This window comes from [Bacillus] selenitireducens MLS10 (assembly GCF_000093085.1).
GTDB lineage: Bacteria > Bacillota > Bacilli > Bacillales > Salisediminibacteriaceae > Salisediminibacterium > Salisediminibacterium selenitireducens.
Window position 1 is genome coordinate 3,231,831 of record NC_014219.1, and the last position, 19,829, is coordinate 3,251,659.

The window sequence follows — 19,829 nt, forward strand, 5'->3', positions numbered from 1 at the left end:
GTTTCATTCTCCTCTCTCATCGTCAGCCATGAAGTGCCTCATACACATAGCCGTTTCCTTTAATGTAAAAGCCGTGCCCTGGGACATAGATGGCACCGCCGAACGTTTCGTATTGCTGCGTCGTTAAACCCGGCTGAGGTATCGCTTCCCAATACAACCCGTCATCAGAAAGATGCATGGTCCCTTCATTGAAAAGGACGTATTTCCCCCAACTTGCCATCCACAAGATGTTCTGTGGGTTCGGGATGCGGTTATCCGCAAGAGGACCCACATGCTCGAGGTTTGTCTCGGTGATTTGGGACACGTTATCGCTCACCACACAGAGGGTCACGACGTAATCATCGTTGTTCGGCCGGCGCCAGCGCATTACAAACAGCCGGTTATGCACCGACGTGATGAACATATACCGCGAGTCGTGGCTGTCTTCTGAAATGCCGATGGCCCAAAACCCCGGCGTGTTCGTCATCGCCGTCCAGAGATCCCGATCGCCACTCTCAACTCCGACGTATCTGCCCTTGTGATGCGTCACGTACCGTAGGACAGGCGCAGAGGTAATGAGCGGCCACTCGGTCCTCTCCGTCAAATCATCGTAAGTGTGGTACAGCGGCTTGGCGGAACTCCACCACGTCACGATCCCGGCATTCGTCGTCACGTCGTATGCACCGCCGACCATCGCATTACTGGCATCGGTACAGTAACCGGCATTGTGCCATGTGATGCCATCAAAGGAGGCAATGATGTTCCCAAAACCGGTGATCTTCGCTAGGAACACGCCATCCGCCGCGTGGAGAATCTCCGGTTCTCCGTGATTCCACCACGTGACAGGCGATAACGTCCATTCACCGGTGCTGTGATTGAAGTACGACATGTTTGGATTTTTCGCGTAGTACACAGCGATCTGGGCGTTCCCATTGTCAAAAACGCTGATGCGGGTTTCGCCACCAGTGCTGCTATAACCAAAATAGGACCGGTACCGCTTCGTCCAACCGAGGACGGGAATACTCATCTCCATCTCACCCTTGCCGCCAAACGCCGTCCAGATCGCTAACGGGTTATTGAAACCTGCATGATACGTCATGCGCCTCCCTCCACTCTTTCGATACTTGAAATGCGGCCACTGCCGTCGGTGGTGTAGTTGTAAACGGCTGATGTTCCGTCAACGTAGGTGATATCAAAACTCGTGGAACCAACATCCAAAACAGACACTTCCTTTAACAACAACTCAGAAAACACTTCGTCCAACTGAATGCTCGTGATCTTGCCAGAGCCGTCCGTTGTGAAATCATAGTTCGCGCTGAACTGGTGCGTACTGCCTTTCTCTACTTCATAGGTGACTTGGATTTGATCAGCTGTGACCGTCAGGTTTTTCACGATCGTATAGGAGATATGCAGGTCGTCGAGTTGATGCTGGATTCCTCCGATGGAGCTATCCACCTTCTCGATTGATTCATCCACCGACGAACGGAATTCCTCCATGTATCGGTCCAAGGTATACAAAGGCTCACCCAGTTCCACCTTTGTGTTGATCCCATTTAACAGATCTCTTGCCACTTTGATGACTTTGATCTTGAAATCAATCCCCAACAGGTCGTGCGTGACGGTCACTGTATCCCCAACGTTCACCTGCAGGAGCTGCCCGAAGCCCTGGTATGCTTTGGCTTCATCCAGTTGAACCAGATCCACGTCATAATGGACGCCCAAAGAGGCATGTTCCTGCAGGTAGGCGTAGGCTTGATCGCGGAGTGTCGTTTCATCTTCCGCTTCCTGAAAGCCCACCTTCTTCACCATCTTGAAATCCGGGTACTGGGCACTGTCCCATTGGGCGTTCGTTAAGACCTTCTCCGGCAGCGTGAGGCGATTGGCACCAACAGGGTAAATGGCGGTTAAAACCTTATCCGTCTGGATCCGCTCTTTGATCCCGGCGATGTTCTTGCCGTACCGGATGGTCACGCCTTGATCGTTCGGCGTAGCTTCTTTAAGGTTGATGTTGAAGTTATCCCGATACAACTCCCCCCGCCAGCGATTGATCACTAAAAATAAAGCATCGGCCACACTTCGTTCTCGGACGTATTGGCTGTGTGTATCGGTCATGGTGCTTGTCACATTGAACGGTTGAGATCCGTCGTATTCAGCCATAATCGCATTCACAGCGCCTTGCCCCGTCACGTCTTCCATCACCAGCTCTTCAATGAAGGCGTAACTGAGATCATAAAAGACGTGCCGGGCATTCACTTGAAGCAGGTGGCCGCGACTGTCTTTCTCCACATGATAAATGCGAAACAGCTGGCCTGCCGCTTTGATCACCTGAAACGGTTCAATCAGCTTGGCCTTTCGTTTCGATAACGGATAGGTCAGGTTCAATTCATAGGATCCGTTCAACTTCTCTTCCACGATGCAGCTCTGGCATTCATGCAAGACCGCGATGCCATTCGACGTGAAAGTGGATTCTTTCCTCGAATACAACACGATCATCACAACCACCGCCAGTTCGGTGTGATGTCTATTTGCGATACACTGCCGGACCAGCTGATGGTATTGGCCCCTGGCATGAGAATCGGAAACGGTCCCGTCATCTTCTCGTTCTCATTTTGGATCGCCTCGTTGTAACACTCCTGCAGGTCGCTGTTTAAGATAATCTTATCCTGCACGTCGATAAGTGATGTACTCTGCCCATTCACGGTAAGATCAACCGAGCCACCGCCAACAATTGTGATGATCGGTGCACTTGCCACTGACCCAGGGTTCTGAATCGTTTGACCGCTGGACGGGTATGTCAATGTTGTTGGAGTCGCTTCAACCTTAAACGGCCGACAGTGAAAGAGGACCGGAAACGACCCGGCTTGCCTGAGGTGGGTGGTAAAATCAATCGCGTTCACGACCTGCGCCTGATACGCTTTATCCGGTTCATAGCTAAAGATAAGCGGTTGTTCACCAGCTCCAAAGAGCCATGCTTTAATCGCATCCACCTGCTCATGTAAAGGGCCTGTTCGCTTGGAAAGGTTACACTCCACTAAAACCGTGATGTCCTCATATGTCTCTTCATCATGCCGCACGCTGGAGTGACGGCCGGGAATGTCCATAAACGTCACTCGCCGCTTCGGGGACGGGATCATCGGCCGCTTCGAGACCGCGACACCGAAATCATCAAAGCTCTTCTTGCCATCAAACGTGAATTGCATCATCCCCGCCCCCTTCCTTGTGTCATGCGCTGCCTGTAAAATTCAAGTTCATACGCCAGCTGTTCAATGTCTTTATCCGAGTTGTTCACGAACTGCTCGATGGAAATGGACAGTCCTTGATTGGCTTGGTTCTCCCCATTCATCATGCGACTCGTTTCCACATCGTTATGGATCCGCGATCCTCTAGGTAACTCCACCAACTCTGGCCCCAGTTCCCCGACCATCGTCATGCCACCAGGGAAGAAGCTCGTGCCACTGAAGTTCTTCGCCACCGAACCACTACTACTGAAGATGTTCCGTACCCGCTCGGTGATACTGAACACTTTTTCTTTCACAGAGGTACTGTTCCATTCACGGACCCGGTTGATCCCGTCGCGGATCGATTCATTAATCCGACTGAACGCATTCGACACATGTGAGCGAATGTTTGAGAAGTTCCCTCCCGTCATCGTATCCATCTGCCCGAGGGCGTTTCGCCACGTGGACTTGTAGCGTTCGGTGTAGCTGCCAATGACGCCACGAATCCCGCCACCATGGCGATCAATACTGCTTTGCATGTCAGACCAAGAAGATGACGTATTGGAACGGAGTTCACCCCATGTTGAAGAGGTACGATCCCGGACACTTTGCCACGAGGTACCGACCCGCTCCCTGATATTGGCGAGCGATTCTGTCGTATTCGACCACATGGACCCCCAGGATTCGGATAGGTTCTCACGAATCCCGGCCCAGCGTTCACGGGTGTTTTCCTGCAAATTCGACCAGCCCGTGCTCATGTGATCCTGCATACTCGAGAGGGATTCCGAGGTTCGTTCCCCGATATCCGACCAACGCTCTCGGATGTTCTCCGTCATGTTGCCCCAGGCTTCACTTGTTCGCTCACGCAGATTCGACCAGCGTTCACTGACGGCTTGCCCGAGTTCACCCGCCTTCTCTTTCACCGTGTCCCAGTTCCGCCACAAGGCGACACCGACGGCCGTGATCCCGACAATCGCCGCGACGGCAATCCCGATCGGACCGGTCAATGCTGTAAATGCCGCGGCGAGCATCCCTTTCACCGCCACTAAGCCACCTGTCGCTGTGGCCGCACCGCCAACCGCTGCCGTCTTTCCGGCCATGGCGAGAGAGAATTTGGAGAACAAACTGATTAACGTACCAACGGTGCCGACCATTTTCCCGCCGATCAGTAACACCGGACCAAGCGCCGCAGCCAAGGCCACCACCTTCACAATCGCTTCTTGCGTGCCGGGGTTCAGGTTCGAGAACCATTCCACCGCCCGTTGAAGATAATCGACCATCGTTCTGAGGTGCGGGACGAGGATCTCAAAGATCTCAATGGCCACGCCTTCAAGTTGTGATTTCAAAATGGTGAGCTGCCCTTGCAGGTTATCCTGCATGACTTCGGCCATTTCACCTGCGGCACCGTTGTAGTCCCGCGTTGCATCGGTAAGACTCTGGTAATCATCCTCGGTCGCATTAATGATGGCAAGCATCCCACTCATCGCTTCCCGGCCAAAGATCGTCGACGCGTATTGGGCCTGTTGTTCCTCCGTGAGGCCGCCGAACGAGGAACGGAGCTGGCCGATGACTTCATCAAATGGCAACATATTCCCCTGGGCGTCGGTCATCTGAATGCCGAGATCTTCAATCAAAGCCGCCGCATCTCCAGTTGGATTCGTGAGCCGTGTGATCGCACCACGAAGGGACGTACCGGCCTGGCTGCCCTTAATCCCGGCGTTTGCCATGAGCCCTAGGGCCAAAGCCGCATCTTCCGATGAATAGCCTAACGAGCCAAACAGCGGCGCCACATACTTGAACGACTCCCCGAGCATGCCGACGTTCGTGTTCGCATTACTCGACGCACTGGCTAAGAGATCGGCAAAGTCCCCGGCCTCGCTCGCTTCCATACCAAATGCCGTCAACGCATCCGTCACGATATCTGAAACCGAGGCCAGGCTCTCACCACTGGCTGAGGCAAGCATCATCACCCCGTCCAAGCCACCCATGATCTGTGACGTGTCCCAACCCGCCATCGCCATGTAATTCATCGCTTCCGCCGATTCGGTGGCACTGAACTTGGTCGACGAGCCCATCTCCTTTGCCTTTTCTGCCAACCGATCTAACTCGTCACCGGAGGCTCCGGAAATGGCCTGCACCTGACTCATCCCCGCTTCAAAGTCCGAGCCGATCTTCACTGCGGCGGCCCCGATCCCGACAATCGGCAGGGTGACTTTCTTAGTGAGGTCCTGACCGATCGTCTCCATCCGTTTCCCGACGTCTTGCATTTTCTGTCCGATTGGCTCGAGCGTTTGACCAAGTTCGTACCAGCTCGATGATTGGATCTCGATCTCTCTGTTGATGTTCGCAAGCTCCTGGTCCATACCTTCAAGTGCCGCCTGAGCATTGTTCAGCTTAATCTCCAAATCCCCGGTCGCCTTCGCATCGGCCCCTTTGGTTTCCACGGAGCGTTCGTGAGCGGCTTTCAAGGCTTCGACCTTCTGGCGCTGGATCTCCTTTTGTTTCGTTAACGAGTCTGACTTCACTTTCAACTGATCCAGCCCAGATCCGTGCTTGCTCATCTGGGAGGAGGCGAGCTTAAACTCCGACTGGACCTTGCGCATTTCCTGGTTCAATTTCCCGATCCCGTTTTGGAACCCGGTACTATCGAGCCCGACTTTCACATGTAACTGCCCCACGTCTGCCATCCGCTCACCTCCCTGAAACCAAAATAAAAACACCCGTGTCAGGTGTTACAGCACATCTTCGATATACGTTTGTTGGGTCTTCCCTTTCACCTTCAACAGGTGCAAGTAATAAAAGATATCCATCGCATCAATGTCCGGCAGCTTCCACCCTTGTTCGAGCAAGGACAAGTACAGCTGATCGATGAATTGCCTTGGGGTCATCGGCGCCCCCGTTACACGTTTTTTTCATCACCTGTCGTCGCGTCACTCATATCCCCCACCACTTCATTAATGCAGGCGATGAGCGTTGGGATCAGATCCTTCGAAGCCAGTCCGTCATAGACGTCATCGATGGTGAACTGATGGTGAAAGAGCTCGACCAAATAGCCGACCATCGTATCCAAGTCATCCACGCTCATGTTGTCGAAGTCCATCGTCTGCGTGATCTCAATCGTACGCCTGAGCATCCGCGCACTCACCATCCCGTTTTGAAACGTGCGCGGTGCCTGATTGATCGTTAATGTTACATGCATGTCTTATGCTCCTCCTTTTTATACACCCGTATCTTCAATCGTTGTGTCGCCTGGTACGTGTTCAAACCACGTTTCTTCCCCAGAAAAGCCGTCCCCGTCTTCATCCGCCGTTTGTTTCCACTGGCTATCCTTCGCCCGTGGCATGAACGTGAACTTGAGCTTTGGCGTCTTATGCTCGATGCTGTCGGACTTGGTGGCATAGTCTTCGGCCATCGGTTCGGCGACGCCTTTTAACAACCACACATACCGGTACTTGCCGTTGGACTTAATGCTCTTAAACCCGAGTGCCAGGTGCGGGGCAATGTCCGTTGCCTTCTCAATCAACACCCCGTCTTCAATCGTATGCCCGCCGATCTTGGCACGAGTACTTAACGCCAACTCTGCCGTCTCAATCTCCACGTCAATCTTCCCTAACGCCGACACCGACTCCCAGAGCTGATCATCGGCGTAGAGCTCCTGCGTATTCACCGTCGGGTTGATGGTGGCGTTGATCCCGCCGATCATCTTCTCCGGCAGTTCATACTCCAGGGCATCTTTCGTGTCCTCCACTAAAATCGCCACATGTAAATCCTTTAATCCTACTTGTGCCATGAGGCTCCCTCCTCTTCAAATGCGTATCGTAAACTTTTGTGGTACATCTTCACGTCTTGTTCGTACTGGTCATAGCCGGTTAAAAAGCGAAAGCCGGCCTTTTCCATCTTCGTTTGAATCAACGCGTCCAAGTCCAGGTAGTCACCGTTGGACCATAGATCGATCTGTATATAATGAACGGACAACCCAATCGCATCGTCTTGATGCAGGCTGGGCTGTTCCATGTATTGAAAGAATGTCACGTAGGTTTTGGCGTTTCCCTGATACGTTTGAAAAGATACAGGAACGTTCAAATCGTGAAGAGCTGACGTGATTCGTTCATGAATCCTCATAAGCCCATCCCCTTTCGCATCTCAAGTAGGATGGTGGTGATGACGTTGCCTTTCACCTGTTCATAGCCTCTTCCCATAAAGGGTGTGGCACGCATCTTCACCGTCCCGAACTCGACAAAGGAGCCGTACCAGCCGGTTTTATCCGGGCCGACGAGGACATGTTTCATCCCGTCTTTCGTTTTCACGTTGGAGACTTGGATACTGCGTTTTAAGGTTCCACTATCTTCAGGCGTTTCCTTTTGGATCGCTTCTTGGACCATCTTGCCGGCTTCACGCAGCGCCTTGTTCTCAATCCGTCTGCCTCGCTGCCCCATGGCGTCCAGGTTACGCAGCACCTCATCCATGCCCGTCATCTCAACCTTCATCCTCGTCCACCTCCAATGCTTTCAGTTCCATGAACCGGTTTTTGTACTGTTTCTGATCGATCCCGGTAATCCGGTAGACCTTCTCCCGAAACCGGATCCTGAGTGATGCATCCACATCCGGATGATAGCGAATGGTGATCAAGACCGTGTGTTGCATCTGTACACGGGACGCAGAAAAGAAATCCCGTGCGGTTAAGTTCGCCACATGGGCCCAGACTTCATCGACCTCTTGCCACGTGACGACCTCAAATCCATTTGCATTCGTTTCGACATTTTTCGACATTAGGGTGATGCGATGCCTTAGCTCGCCAATATCCATCCTCACCACCCCGCTTTCCGGTGGCCGCTTAAGAAGATCCGCATCATCCGCATCGTATCCTCAATGCCCCCGCCTTCATCACGGAGGTAGTAGTATGTCCCTTCACGCTTCTCATACATGTTGGCGATCCCATACAATATCGCCTTTTTCACCATGGCGGGTTCCTGAGACAAATCCTCGATCTCATAACGGAGAATCTCTTCGCATAGCTCTGTCGCGGCCTGAATCAAAAATGTGATGAGGGCATCTTCCTCATCACCGTCCACACGCAAGTAAGTCTTGACGTCTTCCAATGAGAGAACCATGCCCTCACCTCCTAGTCAGTCTTGATCAGTCCTGCGGCTGTCAGCTTCGTGATCAAGAGATTCACATCATCCCGCAAACCTTCCACAGTATCCGCCGTGCTTGGGGCTTGTGCTTCTGCCGGGCCAAAGGGCACGTCATCGACGAGGATACTGCCTTCACCTTCCACTTCAATCGTGCCGCCAATGATCAGACGCTCACCGCCCTGGACTTGATAATTCTTCACGTTCGCCATCCGTCTTCACCTAGCCTTTCTGCTTTAAGAGTTTGATTGCTTCTGGGAGGATTAGTTTGCCGTCGACCCGCTGCGTCGCACGGAAGCCAACTTGCCCTGTCACCGCATACAGCTCATTCAATCGCTGGAACGAACGCCCCTGGCGATCCGCGACCCAGTAGTATCCGAAGTCGCCAAAGGCCATAGACTTAGCACCACTTTCGGCGATTGGCACATACGCCGATGTCTTCACAGGGCGATTGAGGATCGTATCCGGTTGGCCGGCCTGAATCGACGGCTGCCAGAGGTACTGCCCGTTTCCGTCCTTCAACTTACGGATCAACTTCACCGTTGAATCGTTCGTCACAAAGGCCGCTTTCTTTCGGTACGGAGAGCGGAGCGAGTAAAACAGATCCATGATTTCATCAACGGTGATCGCTGTGGCCGAAGCTGCGGTGACCCCAACCTGTCCGCCACCCGTTTCATGAAAAATGCCCGTCGGTTTTCCGGTGCCATCTCCTGTGAAGAACGCTTCTTCTTCCTTGGCCCCAATCCGGCGGGCGAACTCTTTTGCGATATACGATTCCAGGTTAAACACATTGTCATGCAGAAGCTCTTCGGAAACCTTGATCATCGTCGCCACTTTATACGCCCCAATTGAGACCTGGCCGAACGCATCATCGGACTCCGGAATCGCGCCTTCTTCATCCACCCAGGACGCTGTGCCTTTGGATGCGACGACTGGAATTTTCCGATCACCTGAGGATGTGGTGATCACCTTCGCCATGGAGCGGAAGATGTTCTCCTCCTCTAAGGCTTCAATCAAGGTGCGTTCAAACTCATCTGGTGCCAAGTAGCCACCCTCAGAATCCGTGCCAATCTTGAGGGCGTTTTGGACCTCATAGCCGCCTTGCTTTCGCATCGCTTGCCAAAAGGAATGGCGGTATTCATCAGAAGCCCGTCCGGTTTTATCCCGACCAGCTCCTTGCGGTTTTGTCGTCATTGGTTCATTGATCGGCTTCGAGAGTTCCCGTTCCATCGCCTCGTATCGTTCCAAACGGTCAATGTCTTTCCCAAGGTCGGTGATCTCCTGTTCCATCCGTTCATACACTTCTTTATGCTCGGCGGAGAGGCGCCCTTCCTTTGTCTTGTTTTCATCGAGATACGCCTTTGCTTTCTCCCACGTCTTCGCTCGTTCTTCTCGTAATGCCATTGCTTGATTCATCTGAATCCCTCCATCATTTTGGTTTATTGCAATAGTCGTAATCGGTCATACAAGGCTTGCACATCGGTGTCGTTCTCTGGCTCCGGCTTAGGAAACTGGTTCAAGAATGTATTCACCACTGCACTTTGATTAAAAAGCATGGACACCGCAGGCTCCGAGCTTTCTTCACCGGTGAATAACACCTCATCGGCAAAGCCCAGCTCCACGGCCTTCTTGGCATTGAACCAGCTCTCGTCATCCATCAGTTTGGCTAGCCGGTTTCGTGGCAGTTCGGTTCGGAGTTCATACGCATTCATGATGCTCTCCTTCACTTCCCGAAGCATCTCCATCGCCCGCTTCATTTCAGTGGAATCCCCGATCGCCATTGTCATCGGGTTATGGATCATCATCAATGATGTCGGCCCCATCAATACCTTGGTGCCCGCCATGGCAATGACCGACGCGGCACTGGCGGCAACGCCGTCGATCTTCACCGTCACCTGTCCCGGATATTCCATGAGCATGTTGTAAATCTGGCTCGCAGCGAACACATCACCACCCGGTGAATTGATCCACACGGTAATGTCGCCTTTGTCTGCCATCAAATCTTCCTTAAACGCAGCGGGTGTCACTTCATCGCCGAACCACGTTTCTTCGGCAATCACCCCGTCTAAGTGCAAGGTGCGCCCGTCTTCACGATTTTCCCAATTCCAAAAGGTTCTCACGTGTTTTCCTCCTCTCTTTTCGGATCCGGTTCTTCTTGATGTGGATCCTTGTCATACTGATCTGCCCACGCACCAGCCTTCGCCATGTCCACAAAGTTGCCGTTCACGAGGTACTTGGATCCACCCTCATCATCCGGAATGCGGTTCATCTCTTCGAGCTCCCGGATATCATTCGCGGACATCACCCCGTTTTGGCGCATGATCTGATAAAACTGTGCGCGACTGCCAGCGTCCCCACGAAGACGACCGTTTAAGTTGAACTTAATCAGGTACTGTTTCTTCTCGTCCGGGGACAAAAGGGCGCGCTTCATGGCCTGTTCGAGTCGGGACACCCACGGCATGATCGTATTGTCGATGAAACTAATCGATTGGTGTTCGATGTTACTGAACGTCGCCCGGTCGAGGTTCCCCACCAAATGCGGCGGGACCCGGAAGATCCTGCAGATCTCTTCGGTTTGGTACTTTCGTGTTTCCAAGAACTGCGCCTGGTCCGGTGGGATTCCGATGCTTTGGAACGTCATGCCTTCCTCCAATACCGCAACACGGTGAGCGTTACTGGACCCTTGATAGACGCTGTTCCAACTTTCGCGGATCTTGCGCGGGTCTTTCACCACACCCGGATGTTGGAGCACACCACCTGGGTTCGCCCCATTGGAGAAGAACTTCGCCCCGTATTCCTCGGTGGCAATGGCCATCCCGATCGCGTTCTTCGCCATGGCCACCGGTGAGTACCCGACGAGCCCATCAAAGCCAAGGCCCGGAATGTGCAGCACCTCTTCCGGTTTCAGCAATACGGAACCGGTGTCTTTTCGGTACACATAAAAGAGCTGGCCTTTCGCGTCCCGATCCACGGTCATCCGATCCGGTAAGAGCGGATACAAGGCGAGCACCTGCCCTCGACCATCCCGGATAACTTGCGCGTAGGCATTGCCCCACAAAAGCAGGTGACTGACCATCGTTTCCCGGAACACAAACGAGGTCATCTCCGGGTTCGGTTCATCGTGCAGCATAAAATACAGCGGATGATCGAAGGCTTTGTCTTTGCCGTTGTCGGTGTGCGTATACACATGCAGCGGCAGGCTGGCGATGGTTTCTGCCAGGACCCGCACGCAGGCATACACGGCGGTCGTCTGCATCGCCGTTGTTTCATTGACACTCTTGCCACTGGAGCTCCCGCCAAAGAAGAAGCTGTACGTACTGCCAAACAAGCTGTTCTTCGGGCTCGCTCTTGACGGAAACAACTTGTTTAAGAACGGAATATTCATAGCAACCTCCTGATTTTCGGCATAAAAAAAGCACCTCCGTTTGGGGAGATGCTGGATTAAGCAGTTCACAATTGACCCTTCTATCTCTATCTCTTACACTGAAATCATCTCATTAAAAGAAAGGTCGTGGATAACATGGTCATTACAGCACTTATGCCTGTATCCGGAATTGTAGCCAGTTGGCCGGAAACGAAACCCGTCATCCTTCATTTTGGAATCCCTCACGAATCAAATAAAGCTTTGCAGGAACACACCTCCGGGGAAGATTTGGCTCAACTAATCTCGGAATTGAATGAGGTCATTGGCAGTTCGAATATCACATGTGTCAACGGCGGTTGACGTGTTCAATAAAGACGCAGTTTGCGTCTATTCCGATTTATAAAAAAAGAATCCCGCGATCCTCGTACACGCTTGCCTTGTCTTCGTTCCGAATCGCACGGTCCAAGGCCATGATGAGTGCGACTGCGCCATCGATCCGTTCAGTACTCTTTTCCTTATCAGGTTTAATGTTTCCTGCCGGATCGGTCTTCACAAAGATGTTGTCCATCATCCAGCGAAGGACCGGGTGATTACCATGCTGGATCTTCTCTTCAAGGGTCAGTTTCATGAGCTCTTTCGAAGGCGGGCTCATATCCTTATAGCCCTGACCAAATGGGATGACGTTAAAGCCCATGCCTTCTAAGTTCTGAACCATCTGCACGGCGCCCCAGCGGTCGAAGGCAATTTCTTTGATGTTGTACTTGGTACCCAGCTCTTCAATGAACGTTTCAATAAAGCCGTAATGGACCACGTTTCCTTCAGTTGTCTGGAGATGCCCCTGTTGTTCCCAAATGTCGTACGGCACATGGTCACGCCGTACACGCTGCTTCAAGTTCTCATCAGGCACCCAAAAATGCGGGAGGACAATGTAATTCTCATCCTCCGTCCGCGGCGGAAACAGAAGCACAAAAGCCGTTACGTCAGTGGTACTCGATAAGTCCAACCCGCCATAACAGACCCGTCCTTTCAAACTTTCCGGATCCACGTCCGTGCCACACGCATCCCATTTCTCCATCGGCATCCAGCGGGTCGACTGCTTCACCCACTGATTCAACCGCAGCTGCCGAAACAGGTTCTCCTCCGCCGGGTTCTCACGGGCACTCTGAAACGCGATCCGCACCTTTTCAATGTCGATGGTGTGCCCGAGGGACGGGTTGGCTTTGTACCAGTTCGCCTCATCCGCCCAATCATCGTCATCGGCAATCCCGTAGATCACCGGATAAAAGCTTGGGTCGACCTTGCGGCCTTCCAGGATATCCTTTGCCTTTTGATGCACTTCATAACAGATCGAGTTGCGATCATTCCCAGCTGTGGTGATTAAGAAAAAAAGCGGCTGGTTCCGAGCATCCCCCGATCCCTTGGTCATGACGTCATACAAATCGCGATTCGGCTGGGCGTGCAGTTCATCGAAGATTACCGCATGGACGTTTAGGCCGTGCTTCGTGAACGCTTCTGCGGAGAGCACTTGATAGAAACTGTTCGTCGGTTTATACACGAGGCGCTTCATCGACATCACCGGTTTGATGTGTTTCCGTAAAGCAGGGGATTGTTCTACCATTTCCACGGCGACATCAAAGACGATGGAGGCTTGTTGGCGGTCAGAGGCACAGCCATAAACTTCCGCACCCCATTCGGCATCGCCACAGGTCATGAGCAGCGCGATGGCCGCAGCCAGTTCACTGTTATGGGTCGGGACCATGGATCGTCCTGCCAGATAGAGTCTTGAAGGACTGTCCACTTGAATACATTTAACAGGAACTGAATCTACTGGCTTTATTTCAATAATGGTTCGAAATGAATTACGGGTTGGCTTATCAGGATCGACCTTTAAACGATTTATTTTTCTAGACAAAGAAAAAACAGGGTTTCCCCTGTATGAATAAAACATGATTCGATATTTCGGTCCACAATCTTTCCCCCGTAAAGTCGCTCTACTTTCAATGACTGAACATTTCATCCCTAAACTTCGGATCAACTCTGATACATCTTTTGATAACTGCAAACTGACTGTTGTGTATTCACACTGACCACGTTTGGAGACATAGCCGTCCGAATCCATTAACCCCTGCAGTAAAGCCATCCTTTGTTTAATTGAAGCTCTCAGATACTCTTCAGGAATGTGTTTGTTTGTAAATAAATTCATTTTCCTCATTTTGGCCTGCCATGAATCATTTCTTGCCGCTTGTGTACGATCACCCTCCCCAAAAGCAAAATGAATACTACCCGTTCCACTTGATTTCCATACTCTCAAAGGAACTCCTGACTTCTTAACACGTTCAGCTATCTCCAAATCTTTATCATTACAGAAGAAACTCGCATTATAACTGTTGCCGTCAGCTAGCCATACTCCTAAAACATAAGGAGGGATTAAAAGATCCTTCTCGGGTAATCGAAGAGGTTCAGGATTTACAATACGATGGCAATATCCAGTACTGCAGGTCACTTTTGCAGCCAGTTCTTTCGTGGTTGAAATACGAGAATCGTATTCTGGAAAGAAACTATTGGTTTGCCACAAATGCTCTTCATCTGCAATGATCGTTGAATCATCAGAAAATCGCACTTCATAACAGGGCCTCTGATTCATGATATCTGTGCAGGCTACTACATGACAAGGCTGTCCATTTTCATCAAACACCGTATCACCTGGTATCAAATCACGCATCAATTTCCAGCCATCTGGCGTCGGGATCGGCGTATCGATAGCAAGGGCCTTGCCATTCTTTTTTGGTATTTCTACATATGCTGTATTATATTGCCTATAACCATTTTCCTTCACCGTCCCAAATACGTCCCGAATGATCTGATCCTGCCACGGAAGGAGGTCAAAAGGAACGCCGCGCCACTGACCTTTCGTATGCTTTAAGCAATTAATAAAGTTCACGGCGTGATCTGCTTTCGCCTTGTCATACATCCTTCCCGCCTCCTTTAAACAGCATCAGTTCCATCGGGTCACTGGATTCCATTGGCTTATCCGCGGTGATCCGGCTTCTTGAAGATGGCGTCAAGCCAAACTGTTCACAGAAGCGGTTCATGATTTTCAAGTAACTCTGGGCGATGGACACCTGAGGGACCTGTTGCCAGTAGCCCGATGGCGTCTTGACGATCGTCCCGTGCTTCGTGATGAATTCCTCCGCCTCTTTCCACCGCGCATAGGCTTGGCAGTAGCCGGCAAAGGCCGCCATATCCACTTCCGTTAAAATCCCCAGCTGTTCGAGCTGTTTCACCATCCGTCGCCATTCCTTCTTCGCCTCAGGTTCGAGCCAAGACGGGCAGCGGGGTGCTTTCTTTTCGGGTTTCGGTTCATGCGGGTTTAGGTCCCGCTTCCCCGGATTCCCTTCCAGTGCTTTTAATGCCGTTGGCTTCGGTTTTCGTCCCCGTTGCGTCATCAGGTCCACCTCCTCTCTATGGAAAAGAGCCCGCCCTATTGGACAGACTCGCTAACAACATTACCCCTCGTATTTCTCTCGCATCTCTTCAATCCAGTCATACAGTTCATCGTCCCGTGCAAGCAGATCACCGTGCCCATTCCAAAATTCATCGAGCTCATCGATTGTATCAAGGAGCGATACAATGAAAGGCTTCGCTTCTAGTTCACCGAAGACCCCTTCTTTCTCAAGCAGCGTTACGTATAGGCCGTAAAGCATCTGTTCAAAGGTTTCTCGTTCCATCTCACTCACCGCCCTTTCGGAAAGCTGCGTTCCCTTCAACATTTGCAAGGAGCGTCTTTCGCACATCCTTGTAATCAGGCCCGTTCATGCCCATGCGAATGAGCCAGGTGCGGAGGCTGTATTTCGGGTTATCTTCTTGCGCCCGCTTCACCCGCACACGCTTTTGAGCAAGGACCGTCCGATTGATGACGTCAGCCAGGTGAACCCAGGCATTCGCGTAGGCCGGGTCCTCGATCGGCGTGTCCACTCGAACGGTGAGGATATCCTTGTCCGGATCAATGGCGATCCTCGGGTACATTTCTTCTCCAAAGGCTCTGGTCCACTCGGCCAGCTGCGGAATGCTCTCAAGATCCTCCTGTTGAAAAGCGTCCAGTGCTTCCTCATTCAAGGGGACCGCTTCGTGCTTAAAGGCCATGGCGATCAAATGCCCTTTACTGGCAATCGTCGCAATCCAGTTTTTCAAGGTTTGCGGGGTATGGGCTTCCAAAGGGAAGGTCACTTCAATGTAGTTGGAATCGCTATCCGCATCCAGCTCAACCACCGGTTCTTCCTTTGGCGCTGGCGCTTCTTGTTCTGAGGCTATTACCTCATCCATCGTAAGCTCCCGCCCTTCTTTGTTCGTGATGATCCCTTGCCGGTCAATGGTGTACGTGTCTTTCGCGGTTTCAATCTCGTAAGCAAATGTCGGGACGTTTAAGTAACGCGGCTTCACTCCCAGTGTGTCTCCTAGCTTCTTGACCATGGCTTTTCGTTCCATTTCAATCGCCTCCTGTGTTTTGGTAGTCTATCTATCACTTATCACAGGAGGAATAGCAACACATTTCTCGGCACAGAACGAAAAAAGAGCAAGCCGGGAATGGCTCACTCTGGATCGATCTCAATGGCAATACTGCGGGGATAATCGTAGCCTTCGCTGTTCACCAAGTACCGCTCGGGTCGCGTCTTGCAGCTCACCCGTACGCAGCGGATCCTTCCATATAGATCCTCGCCACCATCGTACGGTGACACCCAGGACTGATCAGCCAAGAAGTCCCGTTCGAAAGCGGCGAAGGCTCCCTCGTCCAGTTCCTCTTCTCTTTCAACAACATAGGATTGCGTCGGGTAGTTGGTTCGCCTCGCCTCTTCCGTCAGTTCCAACAGTTCCTGCTTATCCAGCACCTTCCGTCCAAACCATGCTTGCATCTCGCATCCCTCATTTACCGGTATTCCTTGAAACGTGCTTCTCAAGGTATGACGTATAGTGCCATACACCCCTGGGGATAGCAACGGCATCACGAGCATATACAAAATAACTAACGCTGTTCAGTTAGTTGGGTTCTTCAATCCGATTCACGCCCATCATCATCAGGGGAAACCGTGATAATGAACCCAACATAACTCCCAGTTAGTGAGGTTTTAACTGCCCCTTGTCCCGCTATTCAAGGATCGGCTCTGGTAGCTTCACATCCTCATACGTAAAAGCTTTCCCATCCCGAATCAATGTTACGTCATCAGTTCGTTCTTTAAAGTCTATATATCGTTTCACAATTACATCCGCATACTTCGGATCTAATTCAATCAACCTCGCGATCCGGTTCGTCTGTTCGCAGGCCATCATGGTTGAGCCGCTTCCACCGAAGGGATCCAGGACAATGCAGTTGGAGAGACTGCTGTTTTGAATCGGATAGGCGCACAAGGCCACCGGCTTCATCGTCGGATGCAAGTCACTTTTGGACGGTCGGTCGAAGTGCCAGAGCGTGCTTTGCTTTCGGTCCCCGTACCATTCATGCTTGCCGTCCTGTCGCCAACCAAACAAGACCGGTTCATGTTTCCACTGGTACGGGCTCCGCCCCAGTACGAGGCTTTGTTTCGCCCAAATGCACACACCGGATAAATAGAAGCCTGCATCCTTGAAAGCTTTTCTGAAGTTATAGCCTTCCGTATCGGCGTGGAACACATAGATCGATGCGTCCTTCGCCATGACGGTTTTCATATTCTGATAGGCTTTTAAAAGAAAGCTATAAAAATCACCATCTTCTTGTTTGTCATTTTGAATCGAACCGGCCTTTGAACTATAATTTACATTATATGGAGGATCGGTAACAACAAGATTGGCCTCTTCTCCGCCCATTAATGCCGCATATACATCCGGATCCGTGCTGTCCCCGCAGATCAGTTTGTGCCTGCCAAGCTGCCACACGTCACCGGGCTGGGTGATCGTCTCTTCCTGTAACGCCGCGTCCACATCAAAGTCATCTTCATCGATGGCCTTGTCATGGACTTCGTTAAAGAGCTGATCGATCTCTGGGGGATCAAAACCGGTGATGCCGATATCAATGTCGGTCGACTGTAAATCCTCAATCAGCTCAACCAAGAGATCCTTGTTCCATTCACCGCTGATTTTGTTCAAAGCGATGTTCAAGGCTTTCTCTTTCGTTTTATCAATGTCAATGACGACGCAATCAATCTCATCGTAGCCGAGGGTTTTCAACACCGTCAGCCTTTGATGCCCCCCAATCACCGTATGGTCCGCGTTCACAATCACCGGATCCACATAGCCAAACGTCTCAATGCTCGTCTTAATTTTTTCAAACTCGGCATCCCCAGGCTTCAGTTGCTTTCGCGGGTTATAGCCTGCCGGGATCAGTTCTTCAATCGCTAGTTTTTGAAAGTCCATCTGTATTCCCTCCAAATCGTGATTCGATGTAGCACTCGTGTGTGCAGTATTTCCGTTTCGCATTGCCATAAGTCGTGAAGGCCGTCTGACAGGTAGGGCAGGTGAATTCATAGGTGGCTTTTCGGGCTCTTTCCTCCGGGTGCTTCTCCCACCAGGCATGGCGGCACGCGTGTGAACAAAACTTCCGCATGCGGCCTTTCTCTTTCTGTTCAATCTTTTTGCTGCAATGCTGGCAACGTAGATGACGCTTCTTCTGTTCTTCGATGTTCAATGCGACGACTTCGGCATTTCCCGTCAGACCGTTCCTTCGACAATACATCCGAACGGCATCACGGGACTTTCCCAGCACCGTCGCAATTGCTTTATAGCCGCTTCCCTTCTGCCGCATCTCAAAAATCAACTGTTCTTCCTGCTCGGTCACTGGCCTTCACTCCTTTCTGCGGACACGTATCACGCAATATTAATCGTTTACAGTATTTCAATGGCTGAAATGCCTCTATATCAAGGGTTTCACGGTCCCTTTGTTTTCTTATCCTTCTTATCATCCCTTTATGCTTCAAGGATCCGGCCGCTCTCTCTTCCGCGACTTTGCACCTTTTCACAAAATGAAAACCCCTGAACCAAAGATGGCTCAAGGGCTCAGGGCTGAAATGACGCGCTTTGGGTCAACCCCCTCTAACGAATTACGCGAAAATTTGAGCGACGGGGGGCGGCGGTCCCTTGGGGCGCAAGGGTTTGCGATTCACACCCCCCTACCCCTCCCGACCCCCCTGCCGTTTGGCCTAGTAGACCGGACGTTGATCCTCCAACCGTGTTTTCCTGTCGTGACAAGGTTTACAGAGGGTCTGCCAGTTGTCCTCGTCCCAGAACAGGGACCTTTGCCCCCGGTGGGGTATTTTGTGGTCCACCACGGTCCCCGGCACCACCCGGCCAGCCTGTTCACACCGGACACAGAGCGGGTGGCGGTTCAGGTAATGCTTCCGAGCCTTGCGCCATCGGCTGTCGTAGCCACGGCTCGCAGCGCTCGGTCGCTCGGGGTTCGCCTTCGCATGTGCATCGCAGTAAGGACCGTCGGAGACGTTCGGACAGTTCGGATGCTTGCAGGGGCTCTTCGGTCGCTTCGGCATTCGCTTCTCACCTCTCATTGGCGTTGGGCATAGAAAAAGGCCCTCAGCCAATTGGCGAAGGACCTGCATCAAGAATGGTGCGTGGCCGGAGAATCGAAACGATCTAGCACCGGCTCATCCTACAACATATGGTGTTCTCGACTTTTCCATACCTCAACATCTATATTATATCGCAGGTGAAGGGTGACATTCAATGACATTTAGTGACACCTTTATTTTCCAATTCACGTAACGCTCTTCCGTGCATTCGATATACAGTTCGAATATCGCAACACAGCACCTCAGCTACTTCCTCCCAATTGCGGTTGTCTAAATAACGCATTTCCAAGAGAAGCTGGTCAGTTAAACTATCGAGTGTTTTGATCGCTGACAGTATATCCCGTTTGACCTCGATCAAGCGGTCAATGTCATCATTGATTTCCTTACCCAGTGCCAGCATTTCAACGATTGATGCTTCCATTCGACTGTTCTCTTGCTGGCCACCATAAACCTGAACATCCTTGTACGTTGTTGTAACCTTGAGGGCAAGATCTTTTACCCGCCCTTGCTGCTTTACTTTTGTTGAGATTAGCTGATCAAGCCAGTTCGCCTGCGATAAAAAAGTTTTAATATCCATCTCGTCCCT

General features: G+C 51.6%; 24 protein-coding genes. All 24 read right to left on the minus strand.

The features are described 5' to 3' along the window. Positions 1 to 22: 22 nt before the first annotated feature. Positions 23 to 1,078, minus strand: a complete 1,056-nt coding sequence (locus BSEL_RS15175; RefSeq protein WP_013173882.1) for a hypothetical protein — start codon at positions 1,076 to 1,078, stop codon at positions 23 to 25. Continuing rightward, complete coding sequence (locus tag BSEL_RS15180; protein WP_013173883.1) at positions 1,075 to 2,472, minus strand: phage tail spike protein; 1,398 nt, start codon at positions 2,470 to 2,472, stop codon at positions 1,075 to 1,077. The genes BSEL_RS15175 and BSEL_RS15180 overlap by 4 nt, the downstream gene beginning before the upstream one ends. Continuing rightward, entirely contained in the window at positions 2,472 to 3,182 is a 711-nt protein-coding gene (locus BSEL_RS15185; protein ID WP_013173884.1) for a distal tail protein Dit, read from the minus strand. The genes BSEL_RS15180 and BSEL_RS15185 overlap by 1 nt, the downstream gene beginning before the upstream one ends. Next, positions 3,179 to 5,884: a phage tail tape measure protein gene (locus BSEL_RS17635; protein ID WP_013173885.1), complete on the minus strand. Its 2,706-nt coding sequence runs from the start codon at positions 5,882 to 5,884 to the stop codon at positions 3,179 to 3,181. Before BSEL_RS17635 ends, BSEL_RS15185 begins: the two co-directional genes overlap by 4 nt. Positions 5,885 to 5,929: 45 nt before the next feature. Beyond that, a complete protein-coding gene (locus BSEL_RS17890; protein ID WP_013173886.1) occupies positions 5,930 to 6,085 on the minus strand; it encodes a hypothetical protein in 156 nt (51 codons plus the stop codon). Positions 6,086 to 6,096: 11 nt separating this feature from the next. Next, positions 6,097 to 6,396 carry a phage tail assembly chaperone G gene (gene gpG / locus BSEL_RS15195; RefSeq protein WP_013173887.1) on the minus strand — a complete coding sequence of 100 codons (300 nt, stop codon included), beginning with the start codon at positions 6,394 to 6,396 and terminating at the stop codon, positions 6,097 to 6,099. Positions 6,397 to 6,414: 18 nt separating this feature from the next. Beyond that, a complete protein-coding gene (locus BSEL_RS15200; protein ID WP_013173888.1) occupies positions 6,415 to 6,987 on the minus strand; it encodes a major tail protein in 573 nt (190 codons plus the stop codon). Beyond that, a complete protein-coding gene (locus tag BSEL_RS15205) occupies positions 6,975 to 7,319 on the minus strand; it encodes a hypothetical protein (RefSeq protein ID WP_013173889.1) in 345 nt (114 codons plus the stop codon). Before BSEL_RS15205 ends, BSEL_RS15200 begins: the two co-directional genes overlap by 13 nt. Continuing rightward, positions 7,316 to 7,684, minus strand: coding sequence for an HK97-gp10 family putative phage morphogenesis protein (locus BSEL_RS15210; protein ID WP_013173890.1), 369 nt, complete (start codon positions 7,682 to 7,684; stop codon positions 7,316 to 7,318). Before BSEL_RS15210 ends, BSEL_RS15205 begins: the two co-directional genes overlap by 4 nt. Continuing rightward, positions 7,674 to 8,003: a phage head closure protein gene (locus BSEL_RS15215; protein WP_013173891.1), complete on the minus strand. Its 330-nt coding sequence runs from the start codon at positions 8,001 to 8,003 to the stop codon at positions 7,674 to 7,676. Before BSEL_RS15215 ends, BSEL_RS15210 begins: the two co-directional genes overlap by 11 nt. A gap of 2 nt (positions 8,004 to 8,005) precedes the next feature. Next, positions 8,006 to 8,308, minus strand: a complete 303-nt coding sequence (locus tag BSEL_RS15220; protein ID WP_013173892.1) for a head-tail connector protein — start codon at positions 8,306 to 8,308, stop codon at positions 8,006 to 8,008. 11 nt (positions 8,309 to 8,319) lie between these two features. After that, complete coding sequence (locus tag BSEL_RS15225; RefSeq protein WP_013173893.1) at positions 8,320 to 8,541, minus strand: hypothetical protein; 222 nt, start codon at positions 8,539 to 8,541, stop codon at positions 8,320 to 8,322. A 10-nt stretch (positions 8,542 to 8,551) separates the two neighbouring features. After that, positions 8,552 to 9,745, minus strand: a complete 1,194-nt coding sequence (locus tag BSEL_RS15230; protein ID WP_013173894.1) for a phage major capsid protein — start codon at positions 9,743 to 9,745, stop codon at positions 8,552 to 8,554. Positions 9,746 to 9,768: 23 nt separating this feature from the next. After that, positions 9,769 to 10,449, minus strand: coding sequence for a head maturation protease, ClpP-related (locus BSEL_RS15235; RefSeq protein WP_013173895.1), 681 nt, complete (start codon positions 10,447 to 10,449; stop codon positions 9,769 to 9,771). After that, on the minus strand, positions 10,446 to 11,714 hold the full coding sequence (locus BSEL_RS15240) for a phage portal protein (RefSeq protein ID WP_013173896.1): 1,269 nt from the start codon (positions 11,712 to 11,714) through the stop codon (positions 10,446 to 10,448). Before BSEL_RS15240 ends, BSEL_RS15235 begins: the two co-directional genes overlap by 4 nt. Before the next feature lie 376 nt (positions 11,715 to 12,090). Beyond that, the gene (locus BSEL_RS15250) at positions 12,091 to 14,664 is read right to left on the minus strand and encodes a terminase TerL endonuclease subunit (protein WP_013173897.1); all 2,574 of its coding nucleotides are present in this window, start codon (positions 14,662 to 14,664) and stop codon (positions 12,091 to 12,093) included. Further along, positions 14,657 to 15,139, minus strand: coding sequence for a phage terminase small subunit P27 family (locus BSEL_RS15255; RefSeq protein WP_013171745.1), 483 nt, complete (start codon positions 15,137 to 15,139; stop codon positions 14,657 to 14,659). Before BSEL_RS15255 ends, BSEL_RS15250 begins: the two co-directional genes overlap by 8 nt. Positions 15,140 to 15,199: 60 nt before the next feature. Continuing rightward, complete coding sequence (locus BSEL_RS15260) at positions 15,200 to 15,421, minus strand: hypothetical protein (RefSeq protein WP_013173898.1); 222 nt, start codon at positions 15,419 to 15,421, stop codon at positions 15,200 to 15,202. A 1-nt stretch (position 15,422) separates the two neighbouring features. Further along, a complete protein-coding gene (locus BSEL_RS15265; RefSeq protein ID WP_013173899.1) occupies positions 15,423 to 16,178 on the minus strand; it encodes a hypothetical protein in 756 nt (251 codons plus the stop codon). A gap of 104 nt (positions 16,179 to 16,282) precedes the next feature. Beyond that, positions 16,283 to 16,603 (minus strand): hypothetical protein, encoded by a 321-nt coding sequence (locus BSEL_RS15270; RefSeq protein WP_013173900.1) that lies wholly within the window; start codon positions 16,601 to 16,603, stop codon positions 16,283 to 16,285. A 232-nt stretch (positions 16,604 to 16,835) separates the two neighbouring features. Continuing rightward, the gene (locus BSEL_RS15275; protein ID WP_013173901.1) at positions 16,836 to 18,077 is read right to left on the minus strand and encodes a site-specific DNA-methyltransferase; all 1,242 of its coding nucleotides are present in this window, start codon (positions 18,075 to 18,077) and stop codon (positions 16,836 to 16,838) included. Continuing rightward, a complete protein-coding gene (locus BSEL_RS15280) occupies positions 18,052 to 18,498 on the minus strand; it encodes a hypothetical protein (RefSeq protein ID WP_013173902.1) in 447 nt (148 codons plus the stop codon). The genes BSEL_RS15275 and BSEL_RS15280 overlap by 26 nt, the downstream gene beginning before the upstream one ends. Before the next feature lie 361 nt (positions 18,499 to 18,859). Next, a complete protein-coding gene (locus BSEL_RS17640) occupies positions 18,860 to 19,273 on the minus strand; it encodes an HNH endonuclease (protein ID WP_332870084.1) in 414 nt (137 codons plus the stop codon). A gap of 121 nt (positions 19,274 to 19,394) precedes the next feature. After that, positions 19,395 to 19,820 (minus strand): DUF1492 domain-containing protein, encoded by a 426-nt coding sequence (locus tag BSEL_RS15285; RefSeq protein WP_013173904.1) that lies wholly within the window; start codon positions 19,818 to 19,820, stop codon positions 19,395 to 19,397. Positions 19,821 to 19,829 lie beyond the last annotated feature (9 nt).